Below are 15,771 nucleotides of genomic sequence, written 5' to 3'. Positions count from 1 at the left end.
CCTGGAACGTTGCCGGGGGAATTCGGGGTCAGACGGTGCCCTGCTGAGCGTGGATTACCTCGCCGACGTTCCGGGTCGCGCCACTAGTCACACCGAGAGGTTCGAGAGCGCCCACATGAACACGATGACCAGCGTGATCACGACGACCACGCCGACCGTGCCGGCCAGCACCATTCCCGTCCCGGCGGAACGCCACGGCGCGGGCGCGGTCACCTTCACGACGAGGCCGGCGACGGCCGAGCCGAGCGCGATCCAGATGAACGAGTAGGCGTATTCGCCGCCCTGCCAGCCGAACGAATCCAGGGCGTCGTTCAGGAACGCGACGACGGTCAGGACGAGCAGGACGGCGGTGGTGGCGAACCCGGCCAGTGCGGCGAGGCGGCCACGGTCGATTTCGGTCACACGTCGAGAGTGCCGCCGCTGGTCCGCGACGGCATCGGTACAACTACTCACACTTTGAGCAGAGCGGCGACTCGCTCCTTCAGTGCGTGCGCGACCGAGTCGAAGCCCTGCTTGACATAGGCGCCCTGTACCTCGAACACGGCGTCGGCGTACTTGCCCGTGAACGTCTCGAAAGTCCGGTAGCCGCACCGGTCCGCGGTGAGCGGCGTGATCAGCTGGTCGCGCACCCCGAGCAGGCCGGGGAACGTGTCGCCGGTGTCGTAGCGCAGCAATCGGGGCGGCTCCACCACTCGGATGTACTCGCGGCTGACGAACGTCCCCTCGCCGCCGTCCGGGCGCGGCAGCGTGAGGTCGATCGGCGAGTCGACGGCCAGCGTGGTGGCGACCGCCAGCGTGTAGGGATTCCATTGTGGATAGTGCGGGTAGTCGAGCAGGACGTCCCAGACGAAGGCGGCGGGCGCGTCGATCTCGACGACGACGGACTCGATCACATGGCTCATGCCGGCATGTACTCCCCGCCGTTGACGTCGAGCACGGCACCGGTGACCTCGGAAGCGTGCCGGGACAACAGGAACAGCACCGCTCCGGCGCAGGCGTCGTCGGTCGGGATGCGGCCCAGCGGGTTGCGGGCGGCGATCTCGTCGTAGACGTCCTGCTCGCTCATGCCGCGCGCCTCGGCGGTGAACTTGAGGTAGAAGCGCACGCCCGGTCCGTCCAGCCAGCCCATCACGGCCTGGTTCGCGCGGATGCCGTGCTCGCCCAGTTCCAGTGCCAGGAACTGGGTCGCGGTCGCCATCGCGGCCTTCGCCACGGCGTACCCGCCCTCGCCGCGCATGGGCTTGCGGGTGGTCATCGTGCCCACGTTGACGATCGAACCGCGCCCGGCGGCCTTCATGTGCGGCACCACCGCGCGGGTCACGTTCAGCGCGCCGAACAGGATGATGTCCATCGACCGGCGGACCGCCTTCTCGGGCGTCTCCAGCAGGTCGAACCAGCCGGGGTGCCCGAACGCCGAGTTCACCAGCCCGGTGATCGTGCCGAACCGCTCGACGGCCGTCTCGGCCAGCCGTGCCACCTCTTCGGGCCGCCGCACGTCGCACTGCACGCCGACGGCCTCGCCACCGGCCGCGGCGACGTCCTTCTCCACCTGCTTCATCACGTCGGCGGAGCGGGCGGCCATGACGACCTTCGCGCCTTCGGCGGCGGCGCGGACGGCGAGCTTCGAGCCCAGCCCGGGACCGACGCCGGTGATCACCACGACCTCGTCTTGCAGCATCACAGGTAGACCTCCGAGTAGAAGGCGAAGTCCCGGCGCAGCTGGTCCTCGGACAGCCCGAAGTCCGGTGGCGCGTAGGAGTGCGAGCCGTGCCGTTCGGTGCGGTTCCGCGCCAGGTAGGCCTCGAACGCGGCGTCGTCGGCGGGGCCGGCGGGCAGACCCAGCGCGTCCAGCACCTGGCGGGCCACCTCCAGCGGTTTGCTGACGGTGTCGGCGAACCGCACGTCCACGAACCGGTCCGGACGCGCGGACCGGGCCGCCGCGAAACCCTGCAGCGTCGTGGCGAACCTGCGGGACCAGTACCGTCCGATCCGGACCGGATCGACGTTCTCGCTGTACTGCGAGGACATCGCGCGCACCATCGACGCGTACGACGGCACGGCGTTGACGGGGGACCGGTGCGTCATCACGATCTTGCAGTCGGCGAACTCGTCCAGCACGGTGTCGACCGCGGTCAGGTGGTGCGGCGACTTGAGCACCCACGGCGCCGATCGGGAAGAGTTCTGCCACTGCAACACCTGCAGCCACTCACGCAACTCGCGGTAGGCGGGCCGCTGGTCGGCCGACCGCAACCAGTCGCCGTAGGTGGGCACCCAGTAGAACGAGTCGAAGCTCATCGACACGAACGTCCGGTCCAGCAGGATCACGTCCTCCTCCGGCCCGTCCCACACGACGGTGTGCAGGTCGCCGAAGTCGGGGGAGAGCTGCGCGAACGCCCGCATGCGTTCCTGCGCACGACGTTTGCGCTGCTCGGCGCCGGGGCCCTCGCCGGGGAACGGCAGCGGGTACGCGACCTCCCATGACAGCGTGGACGTCACCTGGGGCGACGCGGCGAGAAGCCGGTGCAGCAATGTCGAACCGGTGCGCGGCAGGCCGCAGATCTCGGCGGCCACCCGGACTTCGACGTCGAGCACCTCGGGGTTCGAGCGTTGAAGCTCCCGCAACCGCAGGCGGTCGGACAGTAGCGCGGTCAGCCGGTGCTTCGTCAGCTCGAATCCCAGCGGCGACAGCGCGGCCTCGGTGTTGAGGCTGCGCACGAGCACGTCCAGCGGCTCGCGGAACCAGTCGTCGCCGAAGTCCGAGAGCCCGGTCTTGGCACAGGCCTTGTCCAGCAACTCCGACACGTTCAGCGCTGTCGTGACCGTCATCGAACCTCCTCCAGGGGAACCACGCGGCACTTCGGGATGGGGTGGACGGCAGCACCGAGCCAGCGCAGCAACGCGGTGCCCGTGCTGTGACCGCAGGTGTCGATCCAGTTGCCGACACCGGGATCCTCGGCGGCCACCACGATGGTCAACCGGTCGCCGGACAACGACGCCGTGTGCTTGTTGACGGTGATCTGGCGGTGATGATCCAGCGACTCCATCCACCAGTTGCCGAGCTGGAAGTTCCAGTACGGGCAGTCCGGCACGTCGGTCTCGATCACCCACGCCTCGCCGGGCTCCAACGCCCAGTAGCCGTGCAGGTAGAAGATCTCCGGGTCGCCGCCGGCCCGCTGGAACATCTCCTGGCCGAAGTCGGGCAGCTCGTTGGGACGCGCCATGAACGTGCGCGTCCAGTGCGCGAACGTGGCGGCGGTGCCATGCACTGACAAAGCCGCCCGCTGCAACGCCTTGGTGAGGAACTCGGGGGTCAGGGGAGCGGGTTCCGCGGGGCCACCGATTTGCTCGATGTGCCACTGTCCCGGCGTTTCGGTCGTGCGGTCGAGATAGGTCTGGCGCACCACCAGGCCGGTGGAGTCGGGCGCGAGCGGCAGCCAGTTCCCGGCCTGGGGTTCGGCACTGGCGAAGATCTCCACGGTGCCGTCCGGCGCGATCGTGAGGTCGGCGTCGGACAGCTCACCGGTGGACGCCATCGTGCCGTCTTTGGCGTACCGGTTCGCCTTCGACCCGATGCTGAAGTACGCGATGGTGCCGCGGGTCCCGGTGATCCGGTACGTCCGGTCGCCGCGGATGTTCGCGGACAGGTAGACGTTGTCCGGGTTGTCCGCGCCGATCTTCACGAGGTCGAGCTCGTGGAAGCGCGGGAAGTCGGGATCGGCGTTGTCCAGACAGGAGTACAGCATCTCGCGGGTGAGCCGGGAGAGGTACCGGTAGCCCTCCGCGCGGTCGAGCGGGGCGTCCGGTGCCGGGTCGGCGAGGATCACCTCACCGGCCTTCTCCAACGCCCGGCAGAACTGCGACCACGCCTGGTCCGGCACTGGATGCCTCCCGAATCTAGAACGTGTTCTAGCTGAACGTACACGATTTTGGACAACGTTCAACAGACGCCGAGCGCGCGCAGCCGCTGGAGCACGACCTCGGCGGCGGCCTGTGGACTCAATGCCGTTGTGTCGAGCCGCACCTCGGGTCGTCGCGGTGGTTCGTAGGGCGAGTCGATGCCGGTGAAGTTCGCCAGCTCACCCCTGCGGGCCTTGCGGTACAGGCCTTTCGGGTCGCGCTGTTCGGCCACGGCCAGTGGCGTGTCCACGAAGACCTCGCAGAACTCGTTCTCGCCGACCAGCTCTCGCGCCAGCGCCCGCTCGGCCCGGAACGGCGAGATGAACGAGACCAGCACGATCAGCCCCGCGTCGACCATCAGCGCGGCGACCTCGGCGATGCGCCGGATGTTCTCGACGCGGTCGGCGTCGGTGAACCCGAGGTCGGAGTTGAGTCCGTGCCGCACGTTGTCGCCGTCGAGCAGGAACGTGTGCCTGCCCTCGGCGTGCAGCGCCTTCTCGACCAGGTCGGCGATCGTGGACTTGCCCGCGCCGGACAACCCGGTCAGCCACACCACGCACGGCCGGTGCCCGTTGCGCGCGACCCGGGCCTGCTTGTCGACGGTGAGCGTCTGCCAGCGCGCGTTGTGCGGGTGCAATGCGAAATCGATCATCCCGGCGCCGACGGTGGCGTTGGACAGCCGGTCGAGCACCACGAACGAGCCCAGATCGCGGTTGGTGCGGTAGCTCTCGAACGGCACGGGTGCGTCGAAGTGCACGTTGTCGACGCCGATCTCGTTGAGGTGCAAGGCCTTGGCTGCGGTGAAGCCGACCGTGCGCGCGCCGATCTTGGCGAGGTACCGGCGGCCGGGCAGCAGTCCGTTCTCGTGCAGCCACACCAGCCGCGCCTGGAACTCGCTTGCGATGCCCGGTGGATCCTGCGCGGCGCCCAGGACGTCGCCCCGGCTCGCGTCCACGTCGTCCGCCAGCACCACCGTGACCGACGATCCGGTCGGCGCCTCGTCCAGGTCGCCGTCCATCGTGACGATCCGGGCCACGGTGGTGGTCCGGTTGCCGAGACGGACCGTCTCGTCTCGTCGGAGTGTCCCGCCCAGCACGCGCCCGGACAGCCCGCGGAACGTCGCGTCCGGCCTGTTCACCCACTGCACGAGGAAGCGAGACGATACGTCTCGTCGCGGCTGCGGTTCGACCGATTCCAGCCACTGCAGCAGGGTCGGCCCGTTGTACCAGGGCGTCAGCTCGCTGCGGCCGACCACGTTGACGCCCTCGGTCGCCGACATCGGCACACAGGTGATCTCCGTGAAGTCCAGCTCCGCGGCGAACTCCGTGAACGACGCGCTGACCTCCTCGAACAGCTCCCGTGAATAGTCCGCGAGGTCGAGCTTGTTCACGGCCAGAACCACGTGCCGGATGCCCAGCAGCGACACGATCCGCGCGTGCCGGCGCGTCTGACTGAGCACACCCTTGCGCGCGTCGAGCAGTAGAACCGCCGCATCGGCGGTGGAAGCGCCGGTGACCATGTTGCGCGTGTACTGCTCGTGCCCCGGAGTGTCCGCGACGATGAACCGCCGTGCCTCGGTCGCGAAGAACCGGTAGGCGACGTCGATCGTGATGCCCTGCTCGCGTTCGGCGGCCAGCCCGTCCACGAGCAGCGCGAAGTCCAGTTCGCCGCCGCGCGTGCCGACCCGGCGCGAATCCGCCTCCAGGGCCGCGAGGTGGTCGGCGTACAGCAGCTTCGACTCGTACAGCAGCCGCCCGATGAGCGTGCTCTTGCCGTCGTCCACGCTGCCGCAGGTGATGAACCGCAGAAGCTCCATCAGAAGTACCCCTCCCGCTTCTTGCGCTCCATCGACCCGCTCTGGTCGTGGTCGATCACCCGGCCCTGCCGCTCCGACGTCGTCGCGGCCCGCATCTCCTCGACGATCTCCGCGACCGTGCGCGCCTCGCTGCGCACCGCGCCCGTCAGCGGATAGCAGCCGAGCGTCCGGAACCGGACCAGCTCCTGCCGCGGCTCGGAGTGCAACGGCATCCGGTCGTCGTCGACCATGATCAGCGTGCCGTCACGGTCGACCACCGGTCGCACTGCCGCGAAGTACAGCGGCACCACGGGAATCCGCTCGCGTTCGACGTAGCGCCACACGTCGAGCTCGGTCCAGTTCGACAGGGGGAACACCCTGATGCTCTCGCCGGGCGCGACCCGCGTGTTGTAGAGCCGCCACAGTTCCGGCCGCTGGTTCTTCGGGTCCCACTGGTGCTGCGCGGTCCGGAACGAGAACACCCTTTCCTTGGCGCGCGAGGCCTCCTCGTCGCGCCGCGCGCCGCCGAACGCCACGTCGAAGCGGTGCTCGTCCAGCGCCTGCCGCAGCCCCTGCGTCTTCCACAGGTCGGTGTGGCGTGCGGAGCCGTGGTCGAACGGGTTGATGCCCTCGGCCACGCAGTCCGGATTGCGGTGCACGATCAGCTCCAGCCCGAGCGAGGCGACCGTCGCGTCCCGGAACTCGATCATCTCCCGGAACTTCCACGTGGTGTCCACGTGCAGCAACGGGAACGGCGTCTTCGACGGGTAGAAGGCCTTGCGCGCCAGGTGGAGCAGCACCGAGCTGTCCTTGCCGATCGAGTACAGCAGCACCGGTCGTTCGCTCTCCGCCACGGCCTCGCGGAAGATGTCGATGCTGTCCGCTTCCAGCCGGTCGAGGTGGTTCATGCGAGCACCCCCGCCAGTTCCGGGCGGCATCGGTCTCCGCCATGCACCCGAGAGTAGCGAGCAAACCGAACAACGTTCAATATGCTTTTGAACGTTGTTCAAAGTAGGCTGAACGCCGTGAGCACCGAGCAGACGGCCTGGGGGGACGCGGAGGGCAGGCGGCGTGACATCCTGTCGTCCGCCGAGCTGATCCTCGAACAGCAGGGCTACGCGGGCCTGACCATGCGCGCGATCGCGGTCGGCGCGGGCGTCAGTTCCGGCACCGTGTACCAGTACTTCTCCGGCAAGGAGGATGTCTTCGCGGCGTTGATGGAACGGCGCCTGGACGAGCTGCAGCGCACCCTCGCCACGGTCGACCGCGGCCTCGGCATCGCGGGCGTGCTCAGGGAGGTCGAGCCGCAGATCACCGAGCTCTGGCGGCGGTTCGGGCGGTCGGCCGCGCAGTGGGAGGCCAAGGTGCTCTCCGGCGGCCGCAGGGGCAGGGAGGTCGCCGGATCGGCCCAGGACTACCGCAAGACGCTCAAGGCGCTCGCGAAGGCGTTGAAGGAGACCGCCGAGGCGTGCGGCCAGGAGCTGATCGACGATCCCGCGCTGCCGCACTGGGTCTGGGACTCGCTGATCGGCCTCGCGGACGACCTGCTGCTGCAGGGCGCCCGCGTCAACCGGGTCAAGCCGGCTCAGCTGGTCGAGTTCGCCACCGGTGCGATCGAGCGGGGCGTCATCGCCCGCTGACGGGCTGGTCGTAGCGCCGCCGGATGCTCGTGCCGAGGATGCTGACGTCGGCGCCGTAGACGTGGATCGAGATCGCCACGGAGCTGGAGTTGTTGCACACCTTGTGGATGTCGCCCGGCGGCACCAGGTAGGACGCCACACCCTCCGGGGTCTTGTTGACGCGCAACGGGATCAGCCGATCGCCGCTCAGCCGGTAGGTGGTCTCCTCCTCCTCGCCGACGTACGTGCCGACGACGCACCACGAGACGTGGTCGTGGATGCAGGTCTCCTGACCCGGCAACCACACCAGCGCGACGACCGAGAAGCTGCCGTCCTGCTCGACGTGCAGGACGTGCTGGCGGTAGGCGTTCGGGTCGGGTTCCCGCTGCGCCGCGCTCAGCAGGAACGGGTCGGTGAGGTGGCCCTCCAGGGTTCGCGCCACCCGAGCGGCGACGGCCCGGTCATCGCCGCCGCCGGCGATCGCGACCCGGAGCGAGCCCACCAGAAGCGTGGCCGTGGGGGAGAGCAGGCTGTGCGTCATGAGCGGGTCCTCCTCTGAGGAAAGCGGAGATCAGCCGATCAACACCGTGCCGGTCAGCACCAGGACGACGATCACCGTGGTCGAGAGCAGGCCCAGCAGCAGCACCGCCGGGCCGGAACGGATCAGGGAACGCAGGCGCACCGCCGTGCCGAGCGCGAACATGCCCGCCGCCAGCAGCATGTTGTCGACGAACGTCGCCGCCGACAGCACGACGTCCGGCAGCAGGCCGGTCGCCCGCACCGCCGCCATCGCGAGGAAACCGAGCACGAACAACGGCACGATCGGCGGACGCTGCCCGGACGCCGGGTACTTGAGGCGCTCGGCGAAGCTCACGGCGGCGAGCATCGGCGCGAGCAGCACGACCCGCGTCAGCTTCACCGCGACGGCGATGGCCAGAGCGCCGGTGACAGGTCCGGCGGCGGCCACGACCTGCGCGACCTCGTGCACGCTGCCACCCGCCCACACCCCGTACTGCGCGGGCGTGAGGCCTGTCAGCGGGAACAACGCGGGCAGGGCGAACATCGCGACGGTGCCGAAGAGCGTGACCAGGCCGAGCGCCTTCGCCACGTCCTCCTCGTCCTGCTGGCGGACGCTGTTCATCGCGGCCACCGCGGAGGCGCCGCAGATCGAGAACCCGGTCGCGATGAGCAGCGACAGGCCCTCACTGACCCCGAGCAGCCGCCCGAGCCAGCGCGTCACGACGAACGTGACGACCACGGCGATCACCGCGAGCAGCAGGATCTCGTAGCCGAGCTTCAGCACGTCCTGGAACACGAGCTTCAACCCGAGCAGCACGACACCCAGGCGCAGCAGGCGGCGTCCGGCGACCTTGATCCCCGGAGTGACCGACGGCGGCAGCGTCACGACGTTGGCCACGACGGCGCCGAGCAGCACGGCGACGGTGAGCGCGCTGACCGAGGGCTGCAGCCAGGACACGACCATCGCGACCGCGACACCGGCCGCGACCAGCGCGAGGCCGGGCAACACCGAGTCGGCCGTGCGCGGGGTCGTCCTGACGATGCCCATACCGATAACGATGGCCAGCGCGGGCTATGCGCAGTAGATGACCATTTCTTGGAGGTCCATAAGGCGCGCTTATGCCTTGGCTGACGCGGAGATCAACGCGTCCACGGTCGCCCGCATGATCGGCAGCTGGATGAGGTCCGGCCAGGTGTAGAGCGAGGTGAGCCGTTGCGCCGCCGACTCCACCTCGACCGCGGTCAGACCGGGGTGCTGCAGGAACGACAGCAGCAGTCTGGGCACCAGCGCGACGCCCAGACCAGCGGTGACGAGACTCTGGATGGCCAGGTTGTCGTCGGTCGAGCAGGTGATGTCCGGGACGAACCCGGCCGCCGCGCACGCCTGGTGCAGCGCGCGCTGGCACCGCACACAACCGGCGATCCAGCGTTCCTCGGCCGCCTCGGTCAGCGACACGCGCTCACGGCCGGCGAGCCGATGACCGGCGGGCACGAGCAACGCCAGCGGCTCCCGCAGCAACGGCACGCTCAACATGCCGTTCACGGTGGCCTCGTCCTGCGGTTCGTCGAGGTAGCTGAAGCTCAGCACCAGGTCGACCTCACCGCGCCGCAGCAGCGCGAACGAGTCCGGCGGCTCCTCCTCGACCAGCTCGAGCCGCAGCTGGGGCCGTTCCTCGGCCAGGATCGCCGCCGCCGCGGGCACGAGTGACACGTTGGCGCTCGGGAACGCGCAGATCCGGATCGTGCCGATGTCGTGCGTGGCTATCGCGCTGACCTGCTGGTGGGTCGTCGCCAGCCGGTCCAGCAGGTCCGACCCGCGTTCCGCCAGGATCCGGCCGGCCTCGGTGAGGTGCAGTCCCCGGCCCGTCCGCACGAACAGCGGCCCGCCGACCTGCCGCTCCAGCGTGCGCATCTGCTGGCTCACGGCGGGCTGGGAGCAGTGCAGCAGCCGGGCGGCGGCGCTGAACGAGCCGGTCCTGGCCACCGTCGCGAAGACCTCAAGCTGGCGGGTATCGAACACCCTCGCACTTTAGGGCCTGTCTCGAAGTCTGGTCCGCGACAGCCGGGCCCGAGGCGGCCCCAGGAACCACCTCAAGCGCAGCTCTCATCGAACCAGACTTCGATACAGACCCTGGGCGTCATTTTCCGGTGACGAGCGAGTCGAGCGTCGCGCCGTTGTGCTCACCGCAGTGGCGGCGGGACGCGTCGAGCGTCATCGGCTTGTCCGCCTCGGCGGGTGTGCCGACCTGCCCGAAGAGCCGTCTGAGCAGCTCGACCTGCTCGTCGACGCCCGCACGGAGGAAGTCGCCGCAGCTGGACTTGACGGTGAGCCGGTCGTCCGACGGCATCAGGTCCACCGGCCCGAGGATGAACAGGAAAGCGATGATGATCGCGAGACCGAACCCGATGATCGCGCCGCCGGCGGAGCTCCTGCGCGGGGCCAGCCAGTTCTGGGCCTGCTCGACGAACGGCTCGGCGGGGGAGAGGTCGGTGTCGATCCAGAACTCGAGGCTGTCGCCGCCGGTCACGTCGAACTGGACGTGCCCGGCGGCGAGCATGATGCGCACGATCTGCCCGCGGTCGTACGAACCCGACCAGAACGGCTCCGGCCGCACCAGCACCAGCCGGTCGGGCAGCAGGAACACGACGTCGCGTTCGCCCCTGGCCAGGCGCTCGGTCTGGCCGGGACCGACGATCGTGCCTGCCAGCCGGGCCATCACGAGGGCGTGTTCGTGCTCGTCGAGGGCCTCGGCGGCCGACGACCACAGATCGGGTTCCACGTCACTGCTATCGCTGCAGGCAGGGACGTTGGTTAGCCGTGGCCGCCGAGGTTCCTCCGAATGCCGTCCTAGAAGGTCAGCTTCCAGGAGTTGATGTGCCCGACGTCCTGCGCCGCGACGTCCTTGACCCGCAGTTTCCAGGTGCCGTTCGCGACCTCGCTCGAGGCGTTGACGGTGTAGGTCGTCACGACGTTGTCGGCTCCGTCGCTGCTGCTGGAAGCCTTGAGCCGGTACGCGGTGCCGTCCGGGGCGATCAGGTCGATGACCAGGTCGCCTCGGTAGGTGTGCACGATGTTGACATCGGCCTTCAGCGTGGCCGGGGCGTTGCCGGTGATGCCGGAGACCGTGATGGAGCTGGTCACGGCCGCGCCGTTGTCCGGGATGGCCACGTCGTCCGTGTTCTCGAACGAGCGGCCGGGAGGCGTGCCGGTGCCGACCGCGGCCAGCGCGTCGACGCGGCCCTCACCGAAGAAGTTGTTCTTCGCCGTGGTGCCGGCGCACCGGCTGTCGGAGCAGCTCAGGTCGTCCGCCTGGGTCGCCAGCAACGTGCGCAGCTGGGCCGGGGTGGCGGTGGGGTTGGTCGACTTGAGCAGCGCGGCGACGCCCGCGACGTGCGGGGAGGCCATCGACGTACCGGACTTGGAGCCGTAGCGGCCACCGGGAACCGTCGAGTAGACGCTGTCGCCGGGCGCCGCGATGTGGATCTTGTCGGTGCCGTAGTTGGAGAACGACGACTTGCTGTTCGTCGAGCTGATCGACGAGACGCTGACGACGCCCGTGACCTCGGTCGGGACGCTCAGGCAGGCGTTGGTGATGGTGCGCGTCGCCGGCGTGGAGTCGTTGGGGCTGGTCGCGTCGCGGGTCTTGTTCGCGAGGTTGTAGTTCTCGTTGCCCGCCGCGGCGACGTTGAGCACGCCCTTGCCCTCGGCGTAGGCCACCGCGCGCTTCACACCCTCCAGGATCGCGTCCTGGTCGGCGTTGTCCGGGCAGTTGAACAGCCACGGGTCGGTGTAGTAGCTGTTGTTGGTCACCTCGAAGCCGCGGTCACCGGAGAAGACCATGGCGCAGATGGTGTTCTCCGGGAAGAACAGCCCGCTCGGATTCTCGGCGATGCGCACCGAGGCGATCTTCACGCCGGGAGCGACGCCGACCATGCCGCTGCCGTTCTTGGCCGCCGCGACGGTGCCGGCGACGTGCGTGCCGTGGGTGCCGGTGTCACGCCACGAACCGGTACGCGTGTCGAGCTTGCCGTAGGCGCAGGACGCGGAGTTGGTGGTGTCGAAGTTCGGCTTGAGGTCGGCGTGCTGGTCGTCGACGCCCGTGTCGAGCACACCGACCGTGACGCTGGACGACCCCTGGTTGATCGCCCACGCCTTGTCGGCGCCGATCTGGGTCATGTCCGTGCGCAACGGCTCACCGGCCGCCGGGGTGGCCTGCGCGGGCGCGGCGGGAATCGGCGGATTCGCCGCCTCGGCCGGGATGTCGCTGGTGCGCGTGGCACCGACCTTCTGCACACCGGTGATGGCGCGCATCCTGGTGGCGAAGTCAGCGGCACCCGAGTGCGCGACGATGACGCCAATGGCGTCGTAGCTCGTCCACACAGTGCCACCGTTGCTGCCCACAGCCGTCGCGGCACCGGCGGTGGCACCGGGCGCCGTGATGACCAGGTAAGAACGCGTACCCGCGGCAGGTGCGGCAGCGGCGGGGGTGGCCGCCGTCAGCACACCGGCGCCCACGGCCGCGGCGATGACCGCGGCGCGCAGGCGAGATCGTGAACCCAGGAACACGGATTCCTCCAACTCCTAAGCGGGCGATGCCCGCGCACTTCGCGCGGGTGCAGGGGCCCGTCAAAGTCCTTAGAGGAGCCAGGACGGCATTCGGGACGCGGCGTTTTCAAGATGCCCCGTTCGGCTCACTACGAACGTCGCACGTCAGGCGTGCCGAGTGAACAGTCCGACGAAGTGGTTCATGTCGGCCTGCACGCACTCTTCGTCGGCGTGCTTGCCCGTGCAGCCCGGCGCCCAGCCGCTGCCGTCGCCGTAGTCGGAGAAGTGGAAGGGGATGTTCTGGGCCCGGAGGTTCGCCGCCGTCACCAGCGCCGTTTCGCGCGCCCGGTTCTCCAGCACGGCCTGGATCGGGTTGACCGTCAGATCGCCACCGTTACCCGTGTACAGCGCGACGCCCATGCCCCTCAGCGACGCGACGTGGTGCGCCGGGCTCTGCGCGTTCCAGACACCGTCGAACGGCCAGACCGGCGGCCCGAAGACCGCGTCGGCGTTCACGGTCGGCGTGCCGCTCGCCGGGTTGACCAGGGTGGTCGTGATCGCCGCGCGCATCTCGGAGTTCCGCAGGTCGAGGCCACCGGAGAAGCTGCCGGCGTAGCCGAACAGGTCGGGCCGGTGCTCGGCGTAGTGCAACGCCCCGAACCCGCCCATGGAGTGCCCGACGATCGCGCGATCCGCTTTGGCCGCCTTCGTGCGCAGGTTGGCGTCCACGAACGGGATCACCTGCTCCAGGTGGAAGGTCTCCCAGTTCTGCGGGCCCGCGGCGCCGGGGTTGACCCAGTTCGAGTACCAGCCGCGGCCACTGCCGTTGGGCTGCACGGTGATCAGGCCGGTGCCGGCCGTCGCCTTCTCCACGACCCGCTGGTTCCAGGCGGCGTCCGGGCGGTCGGGATGGCCGTGCAGGTAGTACTGGACCGGGTAGCTCCTGGTCGTCTCGTCGTAGTCGTCCGGCAGAGTGACGACGATGGCGTGCCTGCCGGGTTCCTGGCCGTCCAGGAGAGTCGGCGTGGGCACCTGGCCGGTGGACACGCTGAAGATGAACGTGCGGCGGTTCGCGTCCACCCAGCGGGGCTGGCTCGTGACGGTGAGGCCGAACCCGTCGGCGAACCGCGGTGGCGCCTCGGTGGCCTGGGCGGCAGGACTGGACAACGCCATCACGGCGGTCACGGCGGCGATCATGCGAAAGCGGACTGACATGCCTTGATCATGCTGTGTGCTCATCGGCCGATCGTGGTGAGGCTGGCAGGCAGGCGTTCGAAGCCGCGCAGGATGCGGGTCGGACGACGGCGCGCGCCGGGCAGCGGGGCGAGGCCGGGGAAGCGGTCGAAGATCGTGCGCAGCCCGATCTCACCCTCCATGCGCGCGAGCTGGGCGCCGAGGCAGTAGTGGCGGCCGGCGCCGAACGACACGTGGTCGCGTGCGTTGGCGCGGCTGACGTCGAACGCCGAGGGGTCCTCGAACACGGACGGGTCGCGGTTCGCCCCGGCGAGCACGGTGGTGACGAGCTGGCCCCGGCGCACGGGAATGCCGGCGACCGTCGTGTCGCGGGCGCACATGCGTCCGGTCAGCAGAACCGGCGGGTCGTGCCGCAGCACCTCGTCGACGGCGTTGCCCCACAGTTCCGGGCGGGCGCGGAGCAGGTCCAGTTGCGCGGGATGCCTGGTGAGCAACGAGATGCCGTTGCCCAGGAGGTTGACGGTGGTCTCGAAACCGGCGGCCAGCACCAGGCCCGCGGTGGCCTTCAGCTCCCGTTCGGACAGGCCCGCGCCGTCCTCGCGGGCGGTGATCAGGCGGCTCAGCAGGTTGTCGCCGGGGTTGGCGCGCAATGCGTCGAGGTGACGGGAGAGCCAGGCGTCGAACGAGCTGAGCGTCGTCTCCACGTCACGGAACACGCGCCACGACAGACCGAGGTCGAGGCTGGGCGCGGCGGCGGCACCGAGAGCCAGGACGGTGGCGCGTTCCTGCGGTGGCACGCCGAGGATCTCGCTGATCACGGTGACCGGCAGCAGGCCGCAGTAGGTCTCGATCAGGTCGACCGGACTGGCCGGGTCGAGGCCGTCGAGCAGGTCGTCGGCGATCTGCTGGGTGCGGACGCGCAGCTGTTCGACGGCGCGGGCGGTGAAGACGCGGGTGACGAGCTTGCGGTAGCGGGTGTGCGCCGGGGGTTCGACGGCCAGCAGCGACGGCGGCTGGACCGGATGCATGACGTCGGTGGCGGACCACGCGGCGAGCTTGCCGAGGATGCCGGCGCCGAAGCGCGGGCGGGCCGTCACGAACGCGTCGTCGGACAGCACCGCCCTGACGACCTCGTGCCGCGTGGTGGTGTGGCCGATCTTCGTGGCGGCGAGCGGGCCTCGGGCGCGGATCTCGTCGAACAGGCCCGTCAGGTCGGCGCCGGTGGAGGCCTCGACGGTGATGCGGCCCTGCAGGTCGCCGCGGCGGGCGGCCAGGCGCAGGACGGCACGCGGCAGCGCGTGGCCGATGCCCCAGCGCACCGCCGGTTTGACGTGCTCCTCAGCCAGGCTCGTCACGGTTCGCAGCGTGCCCAGTACGCCGCCGCGAGTCAAGGTCTCGCCCATCCGGTCGAACGGGGAGTCCACTTAGGACAATCTCTGACATCAGGCCTGGATGACGGGCACCTCCAGCGCGCGCACGGTCTCGTTGTCCGCGTCCGTGATCACGCCGGCGACCTCGGCGAACGGCAGCACGGAGAACCTCGACGCCGTGCCGATCTTCTCCGAGCTCGCCAGCACGTAGGTGTCCGCTGCCTGGTGAGCGAGCGCGCGTTTCATCGCGGCCTCGTCCGCGTCACCGGTCGTGAGACCCGTTTCGGGATGCACGCCCGTGACGCCGAGGAAGAAGAGGTCCGCGTGCACGCCCAGTGCGGCCTCCACGGCAGCGGCACCGCAGGCGACCATCGAGTGCTTGAAGAGCCGTCCGCCGATGACGTAGACCTCGACGTGCTGGTGCTCCTCCAACGCGCTCGCGATCGTCGGACTGTGCGTGACGACCGTTGCGTGCAGATCGAGCGGTAGCGCGCGCACGACGGCAAGGGTGGTCGTGCCGCCGTCGAGGATCACCGTGCTGCCCGGTTCGATCAACGCTGCCGCCGCCCGTGCGACCCGTTGCTTGCCATCGACTTGCACGCCCTGACGCGTGGCGTAGTCGGCGATAGCGGGGGATACGGGCAGTGCGCCGCCGTACACGCGTTGGCAGAGCCCCGCCGCCGCGAGATCGCGCAGGTCGCGGCGGATGGTGTCCTCGGAGATGCCGACTTCGGCGGCGAGGTCCTTGGCGACGATCCGGCCGTCGGTGCGCAGTCGTTCGAGCAGCAGGTCACGGCGCTGGGCGGCGAGCATGCACGTTTCTCCTTGTTT

The 15,771-nt window shown here is 69.6% G+C and carries 16 protein-coding genes; 1 reads left to right on the top strand and 15 read right to left on the bottom strand.

Going from position 1 to position 15,771, the window contains the following annotated elements; genetic code table 11:
• Positions 1-87: 87 nt before the first annotated feature.
• The 7 genes from IG04_RS0106740 to cysD are packed head-to-tail and all read right to left on the bottom strand — an operon-like array spanning position 88 to position 6,600.
• Positions 88-402: a hypothetical protein gene (locus IG04_RS0106740; RefSeq protein WP_030475671.1), complete on the bottom strand. Its 315-nt coding sequence runs from the start codon at positions 400-402 to the stop codon at positions 88-90.
• Positions 403-449: 47 nt separating this feature from the next.
• Positions 450-902 (bottom strand): SRPBCC domain-containing protein, encoded by a 453-nt coding sequence (locus IG04_RS0106735; RefSeq protein ID WP_030475670.1) that lies wholly within the window; start codon positions 900-902, stop codon positions 450-452.
• Complete coding sequence (locus IG04_RS0106730; protein WP_211257691.1) at positions 899-1,678, bottom strand: SDR family oxidoreductase; 780 nt, start codon at positions 1,676-1,678, stop codon at positions 899-901. Before IG04_RS0106730 ends, IG04_RS0106735 begins: the two co-directional genes overlap by 4 nt.
• Positions 1,678-2,826: a sulfotransferase family protein gene (locus IG04_RS0106725; protein ID WP_030475668.1), complete on the bottom strand. Its 1,149-nt coding sequence runs from the start codon at positions 2,824-2,826 to the stop codon at positions 1,678-1,680. The genes IG04_RS0106730 and IG04_RS0106725 overlap by 1 nt, the downstream gene beginning before the upstream one ends.
• Positions 2,823-3,878: a DUF1214 domain-containing protein gene (locus IG04_RS0106720; RefSeq protein ID WP_030475667.1), complete on the bottom strand. Its 1,056-nt coding sequence runs from the start codon at positions 3,876-3,878 to the stop codon at positions 2,823-2,825. Before IG04_RS0106720 ends, IG04_RS0106725 begins: the two co-directional genes overlap by 4 nt.
• A 59-nt stretch (positions 3,879-3,937) precedes the next feature.
• Positions 3,938-5,713 carry an adenylyl-sulfate kinase gene (cysC, locus tag IG04_RS0106715; RefSeq protein WP_051769055.1) on the bottom strand — a complete coding sequence of 592 codons (1,776 nt, stop codon included), beginning with the start codon at positions 5,711-5,713 and terminating at the stop codon, positions 3,938-3,940.
• Entirely contained in the window at positions 5,713-6,600 is an 888-nt protein-coding gene (gene cysD, locus IG04_RS0106710) for a sulfate adenylyltransferase subunit CysD (RefSeq protein ID WP_245816578.1), read from the bottom strand. The genes cysC and cysD overlap by 1 nt, the downstream gene beginning before the upstream one ends.
• 117 nt (positions 6,601-6,717) lie before the next feature.
• Here cysD and IG04_RS43755 point away from each other — a divergent pair, with 117 nt between their 5' ends.
• On the top strand, positions 6,718-7,332 hold the full coding sequence (locus IG04_RS43755) for a TetR/AcrR family transcriptional regulator (RefSeq protein WP_051769054.1): 615 nt from the start codon (positions 6,718-6,720) through the stop codon (positions 7,330-7,332).
• Here the strand turns inward: IG04_RS43755 and IG04_RS0106700 are convergent.
• From IG04_RS0106700 to IG04_RS0106665, 8 genes are all read right to left on the bottom strand, one after another.
• A complete protein-coding gene (locus IG04_RS0106700) occupies positions 7,319-7,852 on the bottom strand; it encodes a cysteine dioxygenase family protein (protein ID WP_030475663.1) in 534 nt (177 codons plus the stop codon). The two genes, IG04_RS43755 and IG04_RS0106700, sit on opposite strands and share 14 nt — an antisense overlap.
• Before the next feature lie 30 nt (positions 7,853-7,882).
• Complete coding sequence (locus IG04_RS0106695) at positions 7,883-8,878, bottom strand: YeiH family protein (RefSeq protein WP_036013956.1); 996 nt, start codon at positions 8,876-8,878, stop codon at positions 7,883-7,885.
• A 69-nt stretch (positions 8,879-8,947) separates the two neighbouring features.
• The gene (locus IG04_RS0106690) at positions 8,948-9,850 is read right to left on the bottom strand and encodes a LysR family transcriptional regulator (RefSeq protein ID WP_030475661.1); all 903 of its coding nucleotides are present in this window, start codon (positions 9,848-9,850) and stop codon (positions 8,948-8,950) included.
• A gap of 118 nt (positions 9,851-9,968) precedes the next feature.
• Positions 9,969-10,610, bottom strand: coding sequence for a hypothetical protein (locus IG04_RS0106685; protein WP_030475660.1), 642 nt, complete (start codon positions 10,608-10,610; stop codon positions 9,969-9,971).
• Between the two features lie 68 nt (positions 10,611-10,678).
• Positions 10,679-12,397, bottom strand: coding sequence for a S8 family peptidase (locus IG04_RS0106680; protein WP_036013952.1), 1,719 nt, complete (start codon positions 12,395-12,397; stop codon positions 10,679-10,681).
• Between the two features lie 144 nt (positions 12,398-12,541).
• Positions 12,542-13,591: an alpha/beta hydrolase gene (locus tag IG04_RS0106675; RefSeq protein ID WP_030475658.1), complete on the bottom strand. Its 1,050-nt coding sequence runs from the start codon at positions 13,589-13,591 to the stop codon at positions 12,542-12,544.
• Positions 13,592-13,611: 20 nt separating this feature from the next.
• The gene (locus IG04_RS0106670; RefSeq protein WP_051769137.1) at positions 13,612-14,973 is read right to left on the bottom strand and encodes a cytochrome P450; all 1,362 of its coding nucleotides are present in this window, start codon (positions 14,971-14,973) and stop codon (positions 13,612-13,614) included.
• 39 nt (positions 14,974-15,012) lie between these two features.
• Positions 15,013-15,753, bottom strand: a complete 741-nt coding sequence (locus IG04_RS0106665) for a DeoR/GlpR family DNA-binding transcription regulator (RefSeq protein ID WP_030475656.1) — start codon at positions 15,751-15,753, stop codon at positions 15,013-15,015.
• Positions 15,754-15,771 lie beyond the last annotated feature (18 nt).

Origin of the sequence: Lentzea albidocapillata (assembly GCF_000719115.1) — a bacterium.
Taxonomy (GTDB): Bacteria; Actinomycetota; Actinomycetes; order Mycobacteriales; family Pseudonocardiaceae; genus Lentzea; species Lentzea albidocapillata.
This window is presented reverse-complemented; position numbering and strand designations above follow the sequence as displayed.